This is a genomic window from Roseofilum sp. SBFL, from assembly GCF_017746885.1.
Taxonomy (GTDB): domain Bacteria; phylum Cyanobacteriota; class Cyanobacteriia; order Cyanobacteriales; family Desertifilaceae; genus Roseofilum.
The window spans coordinates 1-19,423 of sequence record NZ_JAGHZH010000026.1; the positions used below are offsets into that span (position 1 = coordinate 1).

Genomic DNA, 19,423 nt, shown 5'->3' on the forward strand with positions numbered 1-19,423 from the left:
ATTTGTTCTCCCAGTTGGGGGGTGCTGATGAAAGGACACAGTTGCAGATGAAGGACTTGGTGCGCGATATTGTCCTGGCTGACCGCCGAGGGGGGATAGCACTTCCTGACAATGAGAGGAGAGAGTGGCCGATTTCCGATCGCCTACTTTATTTAGGATATGGAAGGCTGGATATATATCTATTTTATCACTACACAGGATTATCTATGTTTCATTGCGGATATTATGAGACTTTTCTATGTGAGTTACCTAAGGGCTGACCTATCTTTCTGGAGGGTGTTATGGTGATTTTAGGTGCAAATTAGGTGTAGCAGCGGGCTTTGGTTCCGCCATTCTCGGATGAAACTCTCGGTGTTAAACGCTTTAGAAGAGGGCGAACGACGGGAGTTGAACCCGCGAGTGGCGGAACCACAATCCGCTGCCTTAACCACTTGGCTACGCTCGCCATAAATCCAGACTACATCTCAGCGTAACACAGGTTTAGGTAATTAACCACCCTGAGCAGAAATTTTTTCTAAGAAAAAAGTCGCAATTCTTTGGGAAGCACCAGGTTCGCCCATCCGCCGTCTACCATTGGCATAGATCAATTGTAGGCGGTCAGGATCGTGTAAAAGGTCTTGGAGGGTTTGGGTTACAGCTTGGGGGCTGTTGACTTGTATCACCGATGGGCCGAGGAGTTTGGCTTGCACTTGGGCAAACTGGGGGGTAAATTGGGGGCCTTTTCCGGGGAAAGTCAGGGCTGGTTTACCGAGACCGACAAATTGTTCCGTGGCAGTTCCGGCCATGGCCAGGGCAAAATGGGCTTGTTGTAGACAACAATTATAGGCGTTTTCAGTTAAGAATAATGTGCCATTACTGAGGGTATAGCAGAGTGTTTCTGGAGAAGGCAGAGCTATACCTTCGGGGGGTTCTTTGCGCCGCCATCCAAAAGATTCCAGGATTTGGCCAAAGGTTTCTAAACCTAATCCGGGAGCGATCGCCGCAAACACCCTTATCGGTCGATGCAACCCTGGAAACGGCTTCGGTTCGCCCATAACTTGCTCCACTGCAGTTAATAGCACCTGCCAATTCTCATAGGCTTCTGGAGCGCGGGAACCGGGGAGTAAAACTAATGCCAAGGGTTTCCCTTTTTCCTCTTCTTCGGGTTCCTGCTCCACTGGTAATAAATCATCTATCATTGGATTCCCACAATCAAACACCGGTAACTGCTGCCATTGTTGCAGGGTTTGAGCCGTTAACCGATCCCTGGGAAACACGCCCATACAGCGCCGCCGTGCCATTAACCAGCGCTCCCAAGGCAAATACACCGAACCGGACCAACCCTGGGCGAAACTGGCGGTTAAGGGCCCATTTTCATCCCGAATCCAGTATTCTGACTTGGCTGTCGCTACAAATCCATAAGGTAAACCACTGAGCCAAGCTAACAGTAGGGGTATAATATCTCCAACAGCTAAGACTGCGCCGCCATCTTTTGCCCAGGAGCGAATAGCTTGATACTGTTGCCAAATGAGTTGCAGCATTCCCGCTTTGACATCTTTGGCTAACTGGTGACTCTCCATATATACAAATCCACCAGAGGGCATCGCTTTGACTGGGCCAATCAGAGGAATATCCATGTGCCGATAGGCTTGACCTTCTCCCACCAAGGACAAAGCTGATAATTCTGGGGGATTGGGGGTGGCTCTCAATTGGCGTAAGATGCGAGTGGCGATCGCATCTTCCCCATGGCCATTACTCAAGCACAGGACTCGCATGGTTCAATGAAAAATTAAAAATTGGTTTGATCTTACAATAGCGCCGTCAGCAATGGGGAATAGGGAACGGGAAATAGGACAATTACCCCTCTTCTAAACCTTGAATCCGGTCTTCTTTGCGATCGCGATCCGAAACAATAATCAGCCGATTGTACCTTCTGAAGATTTCCTAATCGATCGCTGCTGCAATGTTGCCTCGGTAATTAAATAATCTCGCTACATAATCTGGCACATGATTAATCTTCCTCAAGGGCACTCTAGGAATCACCTCTACTACACTGGAACTCTCAATAGCATCTGAATCTTTTCCCAGATAGAAGAGTAACATTAACATGGTAATTGCCTAGAATCCTGAGAACACCTTTCAACAGAGGAATGAACAATGAATAATGAACAATTGTCAGAGATAAGGGGCAGGTTCGCTATTCTCCCATTACCCATTACCCGCGCAAAGCGCTATATACTTTTGATTAGCATAGAACCGGAGTAGAGATTAGTCGATCGCCATGCCTGAATCCTTAAGACTTGATGAAGCCGTCGAATTTGCGGAGAACCCAGAACCCCGTTGTCCCTGTGTCCTCTTGCTTGATACCTCTGGTTCCATGCAAGGAGAGAGCCTTGATGCTTTACACGAAGGCTTAGAAACCTTTCGCACTGACCTGAATAAAGATACCTTAGCTGCTCGTCGGGTGGAAGTGGCCATTATCAGTTTTAATAATGAAATCAAGGTAGAACTGGACTTTGTAACTGCCGATCAATTTGAAACCCCCAAACTCAAATCCCAAGGAATGACTTATATGGGGGGTGCAATTAATACAGGTTTGGATTTAATTGAAGCGCGAAAAGCTGAATATCGCGCGAATGGAATTGCCTATTATCGTCCTTGGGTATTTTTAATTACTGATGGCGCACCCCAAGGGGAACCAGAAGAAGTGGTGCAAAAAGCCGCTCAACGCATCCAACAAGCGGAAAATAATAAACAGGTGGCCTTTTTTGCCGTGGGTGTGGAAAATGCTGATTTAGCCCAGTTAAGCGAGATTGTGGTGCGGACTCCCGTAAAATTAAAAGGACTCAATTTCGTGGAAATGTTTCTGTGGCTATCTGCTTCTATGTCTGCTGTTTCCCATTCTAAGATTGACGATCAAGTGGCGCTTCCTCCTCCAGGTTGGGGAACGGTTTAAGGAGTCAAGCAGTGGAGAAAGATAAGATCGCTGGAAATGGAATAAGGTAGAGTAGGAAAAGATCCCCCTAGACCCACCTGAAAAAGAAGGATTTAGGGGGATGAAAATGTATCGGATAAAAGGAGAAAGTGTTGCGAGTAATAATTAATCAGTAAACGGTTTCAAAATTCAGGAGTAATTGAGGCAAGAACCATGAGTAAACCGATCTTTGAATTAGTTGATGAACTGCCCACAGATAATATTACCATTAAGTCGTTACGTGCCCTGGATTTTGTAGTTCCAGGAGAGTGGAATAACTTGGTGGGGTTTGAGAATAGCATCCGCACCATTACCGGAGAGGAAGATCCGGAGATGATCGAAGCGATTGGTAATCGCGCGATCGAACTCTTCAATGATAAAGCTGAAGGCTATCAACGGGCCCTTTGGCTCTATCAAACCGTCAGTGGAGCAGGTCGGGCCTTGGGAGCAGCTTCGTTAGCGAATATGGTTGGTGATAAAATTCCTTTAGTGGGTGGTTTGTTAACTAGCCTGACTCCCAAACCGGGTAAAGCTCAAACGATTGATTTATCCTTAAAGGTTGTGGCGGAATTGCTCGGATTTTGCTCAATTAATGGAATTCCTGGGGATAGTATTGGGGATTTTGTTGGTGCTTTGGGGGATTATAGTGGTGAGTCGTTAATGCGGATGGCGGCCCTGGTTTGTTTTGATGGTTTAATTCCGTTAGGGCCAGACTTTTTAGGTGTAGCTGCGGATTGGATTGGCGGTCTTTCTACGAGTGATTTAGAACAAAATCAGGGATTTCGGGCGATAGAAGATGCAATTCCTGGCGGTGATAAAGAGAGTAAGTTGGGCTTTATTGGTGAATCGTTTGGTTCTGTTTCCAATTGGATGGGTGATTTTGTCAGCGATCGCGGCATTACGCCAACGAATGTAGCCAATAGTCTCCAAAGCTTTGTCGAATTCAGCGATGATAAATTAGACTATTTGGCTGCATTCCTGGATGTGAGTACCAATTATTATGAACATACTGGAATTCAGACCCTAGCCCATCGTTTAATTGAACGTGCAGTTGCCGAAATTTAAGGAAATACAGGGATAGGGAGACACGGCAATAGAATCCTATTCCCTATTCCCTATTCCCCATTCCCTATTCCCCATTCCCTTTCAATCCTCCAACTCACGACGGATATTGAAACAACACCATTCTTTCCGTCGCCAAAGAGTTGCCACCATCCAACCATGTTGTTCTAAAGCATCAGCAACAGGTTTGGCTTGCTCTAAGAGGACACCGCTGATTACTCCCCAGGTGCCGGGTTTAGAGATCGCCTCAAATTTGGGAATCAGATCGATCACGACTTCAGCCAAGATATTACAAAGGATGCCATCAACGGGGGTAGGGAGGGTTTCGATCAGTTCATGGATACTCCCTTGAGCAGCGATCAGGCGATCGCTTCCTAAATGATTGAGTTTGCTATTACCGATTGTCGCTTGAATAGCTAGGGGATGGGTATCAACGGCATAGACTCGATCCGCGCCCAACAATAGAGAGCCAATGGATAAAATGCCTGAACCACACCCAATATCAGCTAAAACTAAGTCTTGGTTTTGTTGGGGGTTACCTAGGCGCATTTCTAACGATTCTAAGCAAAGTTGGGTGGTAGCATGGCCTCCTGTACCAAAGGCAATCCCTGGATCTAAGTATAAGATGTGTCTATCTGGGGCTTCGGGAGGAGATAACCAAGCAGGACAAATGATGAAGCGATCGCCAATAGATTCCGGTTCCCAATGCTTTTTCCAGGTAATTGACCAATCTTCGTCCTCAATTAAGTGCCAGTGAACGCCAGGAACGGGTAGAGAAACAGTAAGGGCATCTTGGCGAAAACCAATAGATAAAGCTGCTAAATCAAGCAATTGGGCTTTTTCTTGGGGTAAGTAGGCTTGCACTAATCGAGCGTTAGCTTTATTTTCGCTGCTGGTTCCTTGACAGCCAAATCGATCTAAACGCCAGAAAATCAGATCTTCTAAGGCTGGATCGCAGAGTATTTGAATTTCCCACCAGTGATTTGCCACAACCCCTAAGCCTCCCTTAACGCCTTTTCCTGCAATGATTTATTCTTGACTTTATCAAAATATGGCGCTTTCCGCTGGGAATGGGGGGTTGGCAATAGGCGTTCCCCGCGTCCCCACGTCCCCGCGTCCTATCCCTTCTCTGTCCATTGTCTTTGGCTTTCGTAGAGAATCAGAGCAGCAGCGATCGCCACATTCAACGATTCTACTCCCTCAGCAATAGGAATACTCACCTGGAGATCGGCTAAGTCGAGCAATTCTGACGATAATCCTGCCCCTTCATTGCCCAATACTACCCAAGTCGGTTGTGTCCAGTTAATATCCCAGTAAGATTGGGGAGCATTAGCAGTTGTAGCGATAATTTGCATGTCCTGTTGACGGCATTGGGCGATAAAGTCGGGTAAACTCGGTTGTATTGCCATGGGAACCTGAAACCACGCGCCCGCGGAAGCTCGTAAGACTTTAGGATGGTCTAAATCGACACTATCTTGGCTGAGGGCGATCGCCTCTAAACCGACGGCGGCACTGGTGCGAAGGATAGTGCCTAAATTACCCGGATCTTGCAGAGTTTCTAGGATCAGTCCTAGTCTATGAAGTCGCGGGGGTAGGGGTTTGGGGGCATCTCGGCGGAGAGTAGCAATTACGCCATCAGGATTGACCGTAGTGGCGATCGCCTTTAACACCTCTGCACTCACTTGCTCCACCCGTTGACAGCACTCTTGCAGTTGCGCTCCTAGCTGGGCATTTTTTTGCCACCATTCGGGAGTATAGGCGGCACTCTCTAAAGCCGCATTCACCTGACAAGCGGCTTCTACCAAATGGGTTCCTTCTAATAAGCATAATTGGGCGATTTTACGCCCCTTGGCTTGATGCAACTTTCGCAATTGCTTCACCCAAGGATTTTGAAGACTGGTTAACATAGCACTTTGCGCTAAGGAATAGGGAATGGGGAATGGGGAATGGGGAATAGGATTGTGGTACATGGCTTTGGGGATTCAATAGCATACTTCATAACAGCACAAAGTGCTATATCTCTAAACGATTTAAGTCTGCCAATGGACTTGGGGGACATCCGTTCGTACCCGAATTTTCCCTTGAGCAATGACAACCTCCACCGTTGCCCGTCGGCGAATGGCATCATAGGGACTATCAGCATCCAGAATAATGATATTCGCCGGTTTACCCACTTCTAAGCCATATAAATTAGATCCATTTAAAGTTTTTGCGCCCCCTGTAGTCACCATATCGTAGCAAGCCTTAATTTCTGGTATCCCCGTCATCTGACAGACATGAACCGCCATATGAGCAACTTCTAACATATTGCCCGTTCCCAGAGTATACCAAGGGTCTTGGATACAATCATGACCGAGGGACACATTTAAGCCATTTTGCCATAACTCTTTGACACGGGTAACGCCGCGCCGTTTGGGATAGGTATCGGTGCGTCCTTGCAGGGTAATATTAATTAAAGGATTGGCAATAAAATTAATCTTCGCCCGTTTCAGCAACCCCATCAGCTTAAAGGCATAAGCATTATTATAGGAGCCGAAAGCCGTTGTATGACTCGCCGTTACTTGGGAACCGAGTCCACTACGAATCGCACAGGCAGCAACCACTTCTAAAAATCGGGCTTGATCGTCATCAATTTCATCGCAGTGAATATCGATTAATTTATGGTACTGTTGCGCCAGTTCAAAGATGCGATGAACGGATTTTACCCCATCTTCACGGGTAAATTCATAATGAGGAATTCCCCCAACCGCATCTGCACCCAATTGCAGCGCAGTTTCTAAAAGCTGTTCGTTTTGGGGTTGTCCGTAAATGCCATCTTGGGGAAAGGCAACGACTTGCAGCGTTAGCCAGTCTTTTATCTGCTCTCGCAAGTCCAATAAGGCTTTTAAGGCAATCAAGTTAGGTTCGCTCACATCAGCATGGGTGCGTACCCAAAGGACTCCTTGTGCGGCTTGCTGCTTGAGCGCTTTTAAGGCTCTTTCTTGAACTTCTTCGTAACTTAAGGATTGCTTGCGATCGCCCCAAATGGCAATCCCTTCAAACAGGGTTCCGCTCTCATTCCAGCGCGGATCTCCCGCAGTCAGAGCAGAATCGAGATGAATATGGGACTCCACAAACGGAGGACTGATCAACTTATCCTTTACCCATAATTCCTGTTGACTGGGAGCATTGATTTCTGGGGCAATAGCCGCAATATGACTGCCGGAAATTGCCAGATCCAGGCGATCGCCGTCTGGAAAACGCCCCCCTTTAATCACTAAATCATACATACTTTCAACTCACCCATTACCAATTACCAATTACCAGCGCGTTTCATGTCCGCGAAGCGGAAAGCGCTATAAGATAGATCGATATGCCCCGCCCAACCTATGTTATGAGATATTGCCTCAACCCGGACTGCAAGCAACCTAAAAATTCTGACAGCAATACAGTTTGTCAAAGCTGTCGAAGTGCCCTGTTGCTCAAAGACCGGTATAAAGCGCTCAAATGTATTGGTCAAGGGGGTTTTGGGCGCACGTTTCTGGGGATCGATCTCGATAAACCTTCCCAACCCTATTGTGTTATCAAGCAGTTTTTTCCCCAAGCCCAGGGAACCAACAATGTGCAAAAGGCAACCCAATTGTTTGAACAAGAGGCAGTACGACTAGACGATCTGGGACAACATGCCCAAATTCCGGCTCTCTATGCCCACTTTACCCAAGATTCTCGGCAATATCTGGTACAAGAATTCATTGATGGGCAAAATTTAAGCCAGGTTCTAGAACAAACGGGACGATTTAATGAGAACCAAATCCGCGATTTACTCTATAATCTTCTGCCGGTTTTAGATTTTATCCATCATCACCATATCATTCATCGAGATATTAAACCAGAAAATATCCTTTTGCGTGAAAATGGACAACTGGTTTTAGTGGATTTTGGTGCGGCGAAATATGCCACATCAACAGCTTTGTTAAAAACGGGAACAACGATTGGCACGCCGGAATATTTAGCGCCAGAACAAGGGCGGGGACGGGCCGTTTTTTCTAGCGATTTGTATAGTTTAGGGGTAACTTGTCTGCATATGCTGACTGGAAAGTCACCGTTTGAGCTATTTGATATTCATGAGGATACTTGGATTTGGCGGCAGAATTTGGACGATAATCCAATTAGTGAACCCCTAGCAACAATTATCGATCGCCTCATCGCCGATGCCATTAATCATCGCTATCATTCTGCCCAAGAGGTTCTCAAGGATTTGCAAGGTTTGCCGACTCTGGATTGTCGGGTTAATCAGCCCACAGCAACGATAAAACCAGTCGTGTCAGCCTTAGCGTCTCAGTTCCCTTCCATTCCTTCATCGGATCGATGGCAGTGCGTGCATACTCTCAGTGGTCATACGCAATGGGTGGGCGCAGTAGCGATACATCCAAATGCCAGGGTAATTGCCAGTGGCTCGGAAGACCAAACGGTCCGCTTCTGGGATGGGGTGACGGGAGAGCATGAGGGAACCCTCCGCCGTCATGCTTTATACGTGAATGCGGTGGCGTTTAGTCCCAATGGTCAGTTTTTAGCCAGTGGGGGAGACGATCGCGCGATCTATGTATGGGATTTGCAACAAGGGGAATGGGGAGCGCAGTTGGGAGAGAGTCATGTAGGGGATCAGAGAAGTTATGGAGACGCGATTAATGCGATCGCCTGGAATCCTCAAGGAACGCTGTTGGCAAGTGCCAGTAAAGACCGCACCGTAAAGGTTTGGCAACTTGACCCCACCGATCCTTGCTACGGAGAAGCGATCTATACTCTCACCGGTCATTTAGCCTCCGTGCGAGCGGTGAGTTTTAGCCCCGATGGGCAAATTATTGCCAGTGGCAGTGATGATAATAGTATTAAACTGTGGCATGTTGGGCGGGAAGTTGAGTTTGCAACTCTCGGAGATTTGGCTTCCCGCTTAAAGATTGTCAACGCCTTAGCCTTTAGTCCCGATGGAAATATTCTCGCCAGTGGGGGTTGGGATAATTTGGTGAAACTGTGGGATTTTGAGACGGGGAAAACGGTGCAGATATTTGAGGGACATCAGGATTATGTGCGATCGCTTGCTTTTAGTCCCGATGGTCAATTTTTGGTCAGTAGCAGTGACGATCGCACTCTGAAAATTTGGCAAGTACAAACAGCTACTTTATTAACCACCTTAGACGGTCATCAAAATTCCGTCAATAGCGTTGCTTGGAGTGCCAATGGTCAATTTATTGTCAGTGCAAGTGCGGATAAAACCTTGAAGGTTTGGCAAGGAGAAGCCCATCAACCCAAAATTCAAGATCGAACCGTGCAACAGATCCCTCGCTCTGCTCCCGTTGCTCCTCGCCAACCCAAACGCCCCGTATATCGCCCTTCTGTCCATCAACCTTGGCTTGACTGAAAGGAAATGGGGACTTTAACATTGACTGTAAAATTATCCTGTGGAGCCAGAAACCGGGTTTCTTGCAACTCTGCTTGGTTATTCCATATCTGTGTAGAAACCCGGTTTCTTTGCCCTCACCAATGCGATCGCAAAGCGATGCGTAGCATTATCGCGCTACCATAAGAAAGATTGATCTCGTACAGAAGAAATGACACCATCAGAATTATGTGATCGCATCCTAGCATTGCCGTAGGCGTTAGCGGAGCTTTCCGAAGGAATCGCTGGCATCTAGTCCAGGCTATCCTTAATTCCATTCAAGCAGAAACCACTGGCGCGGCGATCGCGATGAAGGGTCTGTTTTAGCAGAATCAGGGTTTTCCGATTATTTGTCTCATTTACAAGACTATGAAGAGCGTTTAGCTCGTGGGGAAATTCAATGACGATCGCTACTTAGCGGAGTTAGACGTAGCTTTGTCTACAATATTGGGGTTGTAGATAGGCGCGATCGCCACCCACCCGCTTTCTCACAGATCCCCCCATTATTAATTGTTCATTGTTAATTGTTCATTGTTCATTATTAATCGTAGGGGCGGGTTATACCCAAATCTAGAACACCAAACCACCAATCCTCTAAACCCGCCCCCACCCACCGGAAACCCAAGCCACCAACCCAGAAGCATTGTTTCGGCTATCGCCGAGATGAAAATTGTTCATTGTTAATTGACCTATGGATGCAGACGATCTATTCAACCAAGGGATAGAGCAATTCAAAAAAAGCCAGTTTCGGGAAGCTCTTGCCTCCTGGGAACAGGCGCTCGCCCTCTATCGGAAAATCAGCGATGTTCAGAAAGTGGCTTCTACCTTGGGAAATTTAGGTAGCGTCTATGATATATTAGGGCAATCTCAAAGAGCAATAGACTATTATGAGCTAGAGTTAACCATATCTCAGGAAATTGGCGATCGCCAGGGAGAGGCTAATGCTCTGGGTAACATTGGCACTACTTACCAATCATTGGGACAATATCAGCAAGCACTTGACTATTATCAAAAGTCGTTAAAGATTGAACGGGATATTCAAAATCTCCAAGGAGAGGCAATTTCCCTTGGCAATCTAGGTACTTTGTATGAGGAATTAGGACAATATGAAAAAGGTAGAAGCTACTACCAGCAGGCTCTAAAGATAAAGAGAGAAATCGGCGATCTCCAAGGAGAAGCTTATTCATTAGGAAATATTGGTAATGCCTACCATGCACTAGGGCAACACGAAATCGCTATAGGCTACCACCAGCAATCTAGAAAAATAAAAAGAGCACTTGGAGATCGCCAAGGAGAAGCTTCTTCTCTGGGAAATATTGGTCTCGCTTACTATTCCTTAGAACAATATCAAACCGCCATAGAATACCATCAAAACTGTCTAGACATAGCTAAGGAGATTGGCGATCGCAAGGGACAAATTTCTTCTCTAGGGAACTTGGCTAATGGCTATTATTTATTAGGGCAATATCGAGAAGCTTTTTATTGTTACTGGCAGCAGTCCAATCTAGCTATGGCAATTGGTCATCTTGCACTGGTATGGACTTCTATGAGTAACTTAGGTACGCTTTTCGGAAAAACTCAAGATCCGGAAATTTTATCCCTAGGTGAGAGAGGTATGCGAATAGCGATGAAAGCTTGTGAGATTTTGCGCACGGACTTAGAAGATCGCAACCAAGTATCTCTCTTTGAAACCCAAATAAGAACTTACTGTAACTTACAGAAAGTCCTTATTGCCCAAGATAAACCCATCGAAGCCCTAGAAATCTCCGAACGCGGGCGCACCCGTGCCTTTATCAACCTCCTCAGACAGCGCTTCCCGGAAGAGAGCAACCCTTACATCAGCGCCCCTCAAATTCGCCAAGTTGCCCAAACTCAAAACGCTACCCTAGTCGAATACTCCATCGTTACCGAAGAACTCTATATCTGGGTCATCCAACCCACCGGAAACATTGAGTTTCGCCGCTCTCCCATTACTGGATCGGAACTCGACGACCTGGAAAACTTAATTTTACGGGCACGAGCTTCCATTGGTATCAAAGAAAAAGACAAAAATGGCCAAACCCCAAAGCTAAACCCAGAAGAGACACCCCACGAGGGCTACTTGAAATATCTCTACAATATCCTCATCGCCCCCATTACCGACCTCTTGCCTGCCGATCCCGAAGCGCGGGCGATCTTCATTCCCCACTATGCCCTCTATTTGGTTCCCTTCGCCGCCTTACAGAACCCCCAAGGGCGCTATCTGATCGAAGACCATACCCTCCTCACGGCTCCCTCCATCCAAGTCCTAGAGACCACTCACGCCCAACAGCAGCGACAGAACCAAACCCACAAAAAAGCCTTGGTGGTGGCAGAACCCACTCTGCACCCCAAGTTTCAGGATGAACCCTATAAACTCAATCCCTACGACTACATGAAAGAAGCAGGGGAGAGCATCGCCGCTATCTTAAACACCACTGCTATTACTGGCTATAGAGCGACCAAAGTTGCCGTGATTAACCGACTGCTCCAAGTAGACACGCGCACCGTTCACATTTTCGCCCATGCCTTACAAGAATTAGACCCCCTAGACCGCAAGCCAGACTTAGAAACCGATATCCCTGGCGTAATTATCTTAGCCCCCGATGGTGACGATGATGGAGCCTTGTATGCGGAAGAAATTCTCGATTTAGACTTAAATTCAGAAATTGTTGTCCTCAGCGCCTGTAGCACCGGCAAAGGTAAAATTACCGGCGACGGCATTATCGGCCTATCGCGCTGTTTCATTCTCGCCGGAGTTCCCAGTCTCGTCGTCTCCCTCTGGAACATCGGCGCACCCGCCGCCAAAGTCCTGATGACGGAATTTTACCAAAACCTCGCCAACCGCAAAAACCGCGCCGCCGCCCTCCGTCATGCTATGCTCAACACCAAAACCCGGTTTCCCAAACCCGAATCTTGGTCGGGGTTCACTCTCATCGGCGAAACCCACCCCCTCACCCTAACCACCCAACAGATAGAAGAGGCCTTACGCACCATGTCCATCCCCGAAAATGCCACCCCCGAAGCCATTGTCAAAGCCTTCACCGACCTATTCGATTACTACGAACCCGAATTTTTAACCCAAATTCAAGGCTTAGACCTGCAACCCACGGACAGCATCGCAACCCTAGCGGCCAAAATCAAAACCTGGTGCAAAACCCATCCCAACGTGGAAGAAAACATCGAAAACGACCTCAGCCAAATGGGCCCCAACGATGCCAACGACGAAGAAGAAACCCCGGAAGAAGTCGTCAAAAGAGCCTATGAAAAATACCTAGAAAACCTCAACCGCTTGGGCCAAACCAACGAGAAACAACAGTAGCGAACCCAGGTAGCAACCCAGAAACCCGGTTTCTTAACCGGGAATGAGGGCGGGTTTAGGGAAGATATTTGTGGGTATTCTAGATTTTGGTCAAACCCGCCCCTACAGGAAATCATCATCAATTTAAAAATGTTTGACATCCAAAACCCTATTTTCACCCTCTACGCTTTCCACTTTTGGTCAGACTTTGACCAAGGCTATCAAATGCCCGCCAAAAATGCCGAGGCACTCTGGGAAACCTTCGCCACAACGGTTGCCACTACCTTCAACAGTGAAGACTTAAAAAACTTCCGCGCCAACCTGCATCCCGTTCAAGAAAATGAACCCTGGCAAGACCTGATCAAAGGACAACGCAAACTCAAGTTAAGCCAAATTCCCTTGACTCAAACCCTGCAAGCAAAAGGAGCATTTCACGCGGAAAAATTGCAAGATGTCTATCTAGCCGAACTGACTCTCTTTTTAGATAAACGTAACTGCAAAATACCGCTTTTTTGTCACCAAATCAATGGTTTTAATCCCAATAATATTCTTTCTTATTCTACCCTAAATCCCTCGTTAGGTCAAAGCTTTTTACTCTATGCCGAACCCAGTAAACCCATTGCCCTGAAAGACTATCGCGCCCTAGCTGATGATTGTGTAACCGGCTTATTTCCCGATCGCCCCACAGAAATGATCCCCCGTCCGCTACAGACCCGTCAAGGCCAACTGTTCGGTAGCCCCTTATTCCTGTACGAAGCGGAAAATACTTATATTTTAGTCTGGCTCAAGTTCAAAGAAAATAGCTTATCTTCTTTTAGCAATAGTTTTAACCAATCCCTCAAACAACTGCTCTGCTTTCGCCATAAAATCTTCTTCACCACCCAACAGTCGAAACAATACTACCAAGAAGCGCAAAAGCTGGCCAACGAGCTAGAGCAACAAATTCCTCGGTTTAGCCAAATCGAGAAAGAAACGGATGACGAAAAACGGTTACAAGAGTTAAAACGATTACTCAAAGACATCCGCAAACGGGGATTTGATTATAGCAAAACCCTGCGCCTTTTGCGGGAGTGCTACAACACCACGGACACCAATATCAAGAATTTTCAAAAGGCATTTACTGAGATTAACCAAGCTAAATGGACTGATGATCATTTCCCCTTCTGGGATGCTTTTCTCGACTTAGCGAAAAACACTTATCTGCAACAAATCGAAACCGATTTAAATTACTTGCTCGCGGGTCAAAATCTGTTTCAAGAAATGATTGCCACGATTCGCGGTATGTTAGAAATCGAGCAAATTGAAGCCGATCGATCGCTACAAAACCAGATTCAGAAGAGCAGCAAACAAGAAGCCATCAGTAACTACAACTTAAATATTACCATTTGGGCTGTTGGTACAGGCATGGCTACTGCCGGTGTGATCGCCACAAGCTACGCTCTCATTACACCAGAAAACCCCGTACTCATGCCGTGGGATGCTCATGCTACTACGGTGCATCCCTTTGTAGAATTGGTGTTTTGGAGTCTCGCAGTGGGGTTAGTGTTGGGGATTTTTCTCGTAACCTCCTTCTTGCAATGGATACCGCAAAACGAAAATGATCGCCAAAAAGCAAAAACCCCAGATGATCGATAAAATAGCGATCGCCGTTGATTCGTTTTAGAATCAGACATTGCTGTAGGGGCGAACGTTTTTAATTGATAATAGGGAATCATAATGGAGAAATCAATACTCGGTGATCGCGATGTGGAAAGGATTTTGGCGCTCTTTGATCGGTTGGATTAGGGGATTATGGAGACGGTTGTTGGGAAATCAAGGGAGTTCCGGAACAATCCCCCCCCAAGAGCAAGATCGTCCAACTCCGCTCGATCGCACGGGATATGAGTTTGTGTTTATGCAACTATTAGAAGGAGTCGATCGGGGATGGCAAACTGTTCAGATGCAGGAGTATTTAAATAAGTTATCCGATCGCACCACCGAAGAAGGATGGATCAATTGGTTAGGGGAATTTGGCGATCGTCTCTTAGAAAATCCGCTTCCCAACCACCAACTGGCTTCCCGAATGTTGAGATTGGGGGAAATTGAGCTGGGAGTAATCGGTCAAAAGGCAACTCAAGTGGGACGACTCGCTTTGCAAAAAACCTTTACCCCGGAAACAGCACAACCGATGACAACTGAGGCTCAAGAGCTATTTTATCAAGGCAATAGTTTATATGAACAGCAACACTATATCAAGGCTTTGCAAGTTTGGGATCGGGCGTTAGAGGTGAAAGCCGATTTTTATCAAGTTTGGACGAATCGGGGGGTAGCACTCAATCAGCTTAAACGATATGAGGAGGCATTAGCCAGTTACGATCAGGCTTTAGTCATTAAATCGGATTATGACATAGCCTGGAGTAATCGCGGAGTGTCCCTAAGAAATTTAGGCCGCTATCAGGAAGCATTAGAGAGTTATGAACAAGCCTTGAAGTTACAACCGAATGCCTTTGATCCTTGGCTGAATCGGGGAACCGTATTAAGTGGATTTGACCGATTTGAGGAAGCTCTGCAAAGTTTTGAGAAAGCGACAGAAATTCGGCCACAATCGTTTCAAGGCTGGTTGGGACAAGCACGGATTTTAAACACGCTTAAGCGCTATGAGCAGGCGATCGGCGCTTGGGATGAAGTGATTGCCAGAAATGAGACATTAGCTGATGCTTGGCAAAAGAAGGCAATTGCATTATATGCTCTAGAACGGTATGAGGAGACCCTGACTTGTTGCGATCGGGCGTTGCAACTCGAACCGGAACATCTGGAAACCATTTCCTATTGGAGTAAGGCTCAAGCACGATTAAGTGGTTTAGCCGCTCAAGAACGGGAGAGCCAGAACCCGGAAAACCCCTTAGAATCTGAACCAGAATCACCCTAATTGAACCATTGGTTTGAAAAGTCTGTATGCAACCCCCATCCTCTCCCTCTTCCTCCTTATCCGTCAATCAACTCCAGGAGCAAATCCATACCCTGAACCGCGATCGCCTGAAACTGTTAAAGAAAATAGAAAAGCAACAACAGAAAATCGATGATTTTGAACAAGAGCAAGAGCAGATTCTTCCTAAAGTGGCTCAGAACCTAGAGCCAATCTCAACAGAAATCGATCGGGTTGACCAACAAATTCATGAGTTATTTGAAGATATCTTCAGAACCCGTGGCTTAAGTCGTAAAAAAACGCAAAAAGTTCTGTTTATTTACGAAAGTATCCAAAAAATGGGTTGGATTAGCAATCGGCTCCGAACCGAAGAGTCCATAGACGAACCCATGCAAGACGATCGAGAGAACATCCCTTGGCAAAATGTCAAACATCAGGATTTAAGTCAAGTTCGCCAAAAATTTTTGCAACTTGCGTCGGTTTTCCATCCGGATAAAGTCAGCCATCATCAAGACCGGGATTATTACACGGAAGTCATGAAAGAAGTTAACCAAGCTTATCAAGCTGGAGACTTAGCTCAGTTAATCCAAATTGAAGCGCAGTACCATCACAGGGAAATTAGGGCAATCGACCAAGATGATAACCTGGATTTAAACCAACAGGTCAATCGATTGAAACAAGAAAACCAAATCCTGAAAAGACAGTACCAGGCTCTCAAAGAGGATTGGAAAGTTCAGCGCCACACCCCAGAAGCAAAAGTTGTCAAAACCTATCACTCTCTGCGGGAAAAAGGAATAAATCCGATTGCCCATATGAAACAAAAAAGCAACTCTCGTCTAGAAAAGCTAGAAGATATTCGATATTTTGTCAAACGATTTCGGGATAGAAAAATAAGTACTCAAGAATTCTTGAATGAACGGAATCCATCTAAAGAGATCGCTAAATTTGTCAAAGGGTTGTTTAGCTCTTCTTCTTTCTTTAGTAAAAACTAGAGTCATTCCCCGCATTGGCGGAGCTTGCACAAAGTGAGAAGTCCCTCCCAAAGGATTCTCTTTTCTATCGAATACAACTTGAAGGCTTAGATCCTAAGCAATCTAAGCTATTGCCTATTCCCTACCGCAAACTACCACATCACTATAATACAATATTAATCTTGAATTTTAGACTAAACGCTGATGATTGAACCTCCTAATCCTAACCCAGAAACCCAAGAAAGCGAGATAGACCCAACTGCCTATCGCTTTAGTTGGCGTTATTTTCCCCTGGGCGCTCAGATCCTCTCTATTGCCTTTGGAGCCTTAGTTTTAGTGCCCATTTTAACCGGATTGAATCCGAATGTTGCCCTATTGACGGCTGGTTTGGGAACCTTGGTTTTTCAATGGGTAACTGGAGGAAAAGTGCCGGTTTTTTTAGCTTCTTCTTTTGCCTTCATTGCCCCGATTCAACTGGGAGTAGAAAAGTATGGGTTACCTGAAACGTTATCGGGATTAATGACTGCTGGTGTCGTTTATTTGCTCTTGAGTTTATTAATTGTATGGCGCGGTTCTGGATTTTTGTTACGGCTGTTACCACCCATTGTTACGGGGCCGGTAATTATGGTGATTGGATTATCTCTTGCCCCCATTGCTATTCAGATGGCATCGAATGCGGGTGAAGGATACAGTGAAGGAGCCGCTCTAGCTGTTTCTGGAAGTGCTTTACTGGCCACATTATTAACTGTCTTATTCAGTCGAGGATGGTTAAGATTAGTGCCTATTTTAACCGGTTTATTCGTCGGTTATATCGTGGCATTTCCATTAGGAATGGTCGATCTAACAACCATCGCTCAAGCCCCTTGGTTTGCGCTGCCGGAATATACCTTACCTAAATTCCATTTACCGTCCATTCTCTTTATTGTACCCGTGGCGATCGCCCCTGCCATCGAACACTTTGGTGATATCCTAGCTATCAGCGCTGTCTCTCAAAAAGACTACTTTCGAGATCCTGGCATTCATCGCACCCTACTCGGAGATGGTCTCGCTACCAGTCTAGCAGCTTGTTTGGGAGGTCCGCCTAATACCACCTACTCAGAAGTTACGGGAGCTGTTGCCTTAATTAAAATCTTTAATGCCGGTATCATGACTTGGGCTGCAATTTTGGCCATTGTACTCGCCTTTGTGGGTAAACTGGGGGCCTTTTTGCGCTCCATCCCCGTACCGGCTATGGGGGGAATTCTGGTGATTTTATTTGGGACAATTGTGGTAGTGGGGATGAATAGTCTGGTTCGCTCTAGAGAAGATTTAATGAAACCTCGAAATTTGGCGATCGCTTCGATTATCCTAGTTTTTGGAGTGGGTGGACTAAGCATAAAAGCCGGAGAATTTGCCCTAGAAGGAATTGGTTTATCCGGTATCTTTGGAGTCCTGATGAATTGGCTCTTACCCGAATCTGGTGAAAATCAGGGGGATCATTCATAGAAATCTGTCGGGGCAAAAGTCAAGAGTTTTTGCCCCGACTTAAAGGGCGGCTACGGCTTCCCCAATTCGCTCTAGGGCAAGCTGGAGTTGCTCTAAAGAGGTGGCATAGGAGAGACGTAAATAACCTTCCCCATGGTTTCCAAAGGCGTTTCCGGGTAAGAGGGCAACCCCCGCTTGATTTAAGAGATAATCGGCTAAGGCTTGAGAGTTTAAGGGCAATTCTTTGATATTGGGAAACACATAAAATGCGCCCGGTGGAATGAGACAGTGGATACCAGGAATTTCATTGAGTCGAGCAACGAGAATATCGCGGCGATATTGGAAGGCTTTGACCATTTCTTGTACGGGTTCTTGGGAACCTTGCAACGCTGCGATACCGGCTTTTTGGATAAAGGTACAAGTACAAGAATTGGAGTTGAGCATTAATAATGCTAAGGCGCTGATTAAATGTTGGGGAATCACGCCATACCCTAAACGCCATCCCGTCATGGAATAGGTTTTAGAAAAGCCATCGACTAAGAGGGTTCGATCTTCCATTCCGGGTAGACTGAGCAAACTATAGTGAGGATGGTCATATAACAGGCGAGAATAGATTTCGTCAGCTAGGATATAAAAATTATGTTTAATGGCTAAATAGGCGATCGCTTCTAAATCGGCTAGAGGTAAAAATCCTCCTGTGGGGTTATGGGGGGAGTTCAAGATCAATAACTTAGTTTTGTCCGAAATCAGCCGCTCTAAGTCTTCCACGCGAAAGCTAAATTCCCGCTCTTCCACTAAGGGTAAGGGAATAGGACGACCTTGGGCAAACTGAATCACGGAGCGATAGGTGGGAAAACCGGGATCGGGATAGATGACTTCATCCCCAGGATTCACTACTGCCAGAATACCGAAAAAGAGTAGGGGTTTGGCTCCTGGAGTGACGATAATGCGATCGCCCCCTACCTGAATCTTCCGGGTTTCGCTAACATGAGCGGCGATCGCCTCTCGCAGTTCTGGCAACCCTAACGTTAAACTATAGCCGGTATAGCCCTGGGCGATCGCCTCCGTTGCAGCTTGGCAAATATGAGAGGGGGTAGGAAAGTCAGGTTGACCAATTTCTAAGTGAATAATATCGCGTCCTTGCGCTTCTAAGGCTTTTGCTTTAGCTAAAACTTCAAACGCAGATTCTGATAACAATCCCTCGATGCGCTCTGCTTGATTCATGAACCGATCTCCTAAATTATGGTTTTTCCTATTCCCTATTCCCTACTTGCCCTCAGATCATATCCTGATCTCGATCAAAAACTCCGTATCAAGGAATAGCGCAGTTCTT

At 46.3% G+C, this 19,423-nt stretch carries 15 protein-coding genes and 1 tRNA gene; 9 read left to right on the top strand and 7 right to left on the bottom strand.

Annotated features, from left to right (window positions below; translation table 11 throughout):
- On the top strand, nucleotides 1-260 hold a 260-nt coding region (locus J7545_RS02505; RefSeq protein ID WP_318719091.1), incomplete at its 5' end, for a hypothetical protein.
- Nucleotides 261-372: 112 nt separating this feature from the next.
- On the opposite strand, the gene J7545_RS02510 is transcribed toward J7545_RS02505, so the two are convergent.
- The 3 genes from J7545_RS02510 to J7545_RS02520 form a co-directional block, all read right to left on the bottom strand.
- A tRNA-His gene (locus J7545_RS02510) sits at nucleotides 373-445 on the bottom strand.
- Between the two features lie 43 nt (nucleotides 446-488).
- Nucleotides 489-1,754, bottom strand: a complete 1,266-nt coding sequence (locus J7545_RS02515) for a lipid-A-disaccharide synthase-related protein (protein ID WP_318701970.1) — start codon at nucleotides 1,752-1,754, stop codon at nucleotides 489-491.
- Between the two features lie 169 nt (nucleotides 1,755-1,923).
- On the bottom strand, nucleotides 1,924-2,088 hold the full coding sequence (locus tag J7545_RS02520; protein WP_318701969.1) for a chemotaxis protein CheW: 165 nt from the start codon (nucleotides 2,086-2,088) through the stop codon (nucleotides 1,924-1,926).
- Between the two features lie 172 nt (nucleotides 2,089-2,260).
- Here J7545_RS02520 and J7545_RS02525 point away from each other — a divergent pair, with 172 nt between their 5' ends.
- Nucleotides 2,261-2,935, top strand: a complete 675-nt coding sequence (locus J7545_RS02525; protein WP_318701968.1) for a vWA domain-containing protein — start codon at nucleotides 2,261-2,263, stop codon at nucleotides 2,933-2,935.
- Nucleotides 2,936-3,127: 192 nt separating this feature from the next.
- A complete protein-coding gene (locus tag J7545_RS02530; RefSeq protein ID WP_318701967.1) occupies nucleotides 3,128-4,018 on the top strand; it encodes a hypothetical protein in 891 nt (296 codons plus the stop codon).
- 81 nt (nucleotides 4,019-4,099) lie between these two features.
- Here the strand turns inward: J7545_RS02530 and prmA are convergent, their stop codons facing one another.
- From prmA to codA, 3 genes are all read right to left on the bottom strand, one after another.
- Nucleotides 4,100-5,005: a 50S ribosomal protein L11 methyltransferase gene (gene prmA, locus J7545_RS02535; RefSeq protein WP_318701966.1), complete on the bottom strand. Its 906-nt coding sequence runs from the start codon at nucleotides 5,003-5,005 to the stop codon at nucleotides 4,100-4,102.
- 128 nt (nucleotides 5,006-5,133) lie between these two features.
- Nucleotides 5,134-5,985: an RNA methyltransferase gene (locus tag J7545_RS02540; RefSeq protein ID WP_318701965.1), complete on the bottom strand. Its 852-nt coding sequence runs from the start codon at nucleotides 5,983-5,985 to the stop codon at nucleotides 5,134-5,136.
- A 60-nt stretch (nucleotides 5,986-6,045) separates the two neighbouring features.
- Nucleotides 6,046-7,284, bottom strand: a complete 1,239-nt coding sequence (gene codA / locus J7545_RS02545) for a cytosine deaminase (protein WP_318701964.1) — start codon at nucleotides 7,282-7,284, stop codon at nucleotides 6,046-6,048.
- A 104-nt stretch (nucleotides 7,285-7,388) separates the two neighbouring features.
- Here codA and J7545_RS02550 point away from each other — a divergent pair, with 104 nt between their 5' ends.
- From J7545_RS02550 to J7545_RS02575, 6 genes are all read left to right on the top strand, one after another.
- On the top strand, nucleotides 7,389-9,413 hold the full coding sequence (locus J7545_RS02550) for a serine/threonine-protein kinase (RefSeq protein WP_318719092.1): 2,025 nt from the start codon (nucleotides 7,389-7,391) through the stop codon (nucleotides 9,411-9,413).
- Between the two features lie 709 nt (nucleotides 9,414-10,122).
- Nucleotides 10,123-12,771 carry a CHAT domain-containing tetratricopeptide repeat protein gene (locus J7545_RS02555; RefSeq protein ID WP_318701962.1) on the top strand — a complete coding sequence of 883 codons (2,649 nt, stop codon included), beginning with the start codon at nucleotides 10,123-10,125 and terminating at the stop codon, nucleotides 12,769-12,771.
- A 129-nt stretch (nucleotides 12,772-12,900) separates the two neighbouring features.
- Entirely contained in the window at nucleotides 12,901-14,385 is a 1,485-nt protein-coding gene (locus tag J7545_RS02560; RefSeq protein ID WP_318701961.1) for a hypothetical protein, read from the top strand.
- Nucleotides 14,386-14,494: 109 nt separating this feature from the next.
- Nucleotides 14,495-15,658 carry a tetratricopeptide repeat protein gene (locus tag J7545_RS02565; protein ID WP_318701960.1) on the top strand — a complete coding sequence of 388 codons (1,164 nt, stop codon included), beginning with the start codon at nucleotides 14,495-14,497 and terminating at the stop codon, nucleotides 15,656-15,658.
- A gap of 26 nt (nucleotides 15,659-15,684) precedes the next feature.
- Nucleotides 15,685-16,647: a hypothetical protein gene (locus tag J7545_RS02570; protein ID WP_318701959.1), complete on the top strand. Its 963-nt coding sequence runs from the start codon at nucleotides 15,685-15,687 to the stop codon at nucleotides 16,645-16,647.
- A 183-nt stretch (nucleotides 16,648-16,830) separates the two neighbouring features.
- Nucleotides 16,831-18,111: a uracil-xanthine permease family protein gene (locus tag J7545_RS02575; protein WP_318701958.1), complete on the top strand. Its 1,281-nt coding sequence runs from the start codon at nucleotides 16,831-16,833 to the stop codon at nucleotides 18,109-18,111.
- Nucleotides 18,112-18,150: 39 nt separating this feature from the next.
- Here J7545_RS02575 and J7545_RS02580 read toward each other — a convergent pair whose 3' ends face one another.
- Nucleotides 18,151-19,314: a pyridoxal phosphate-dependent aminotransferase gene (locus J7545_RS02580; RefSeq protein ID WP_318701957.1), complete on the bottom strand. Its 1,164-nt coding sequence runs from the start codon at nucleotides 19,312-19,314 to the stop codon at nucleotides 18,151-18,153.
- Between the last annotated feature and the right edge of the window lie 109 nt (nucleotides 19,315-19,423).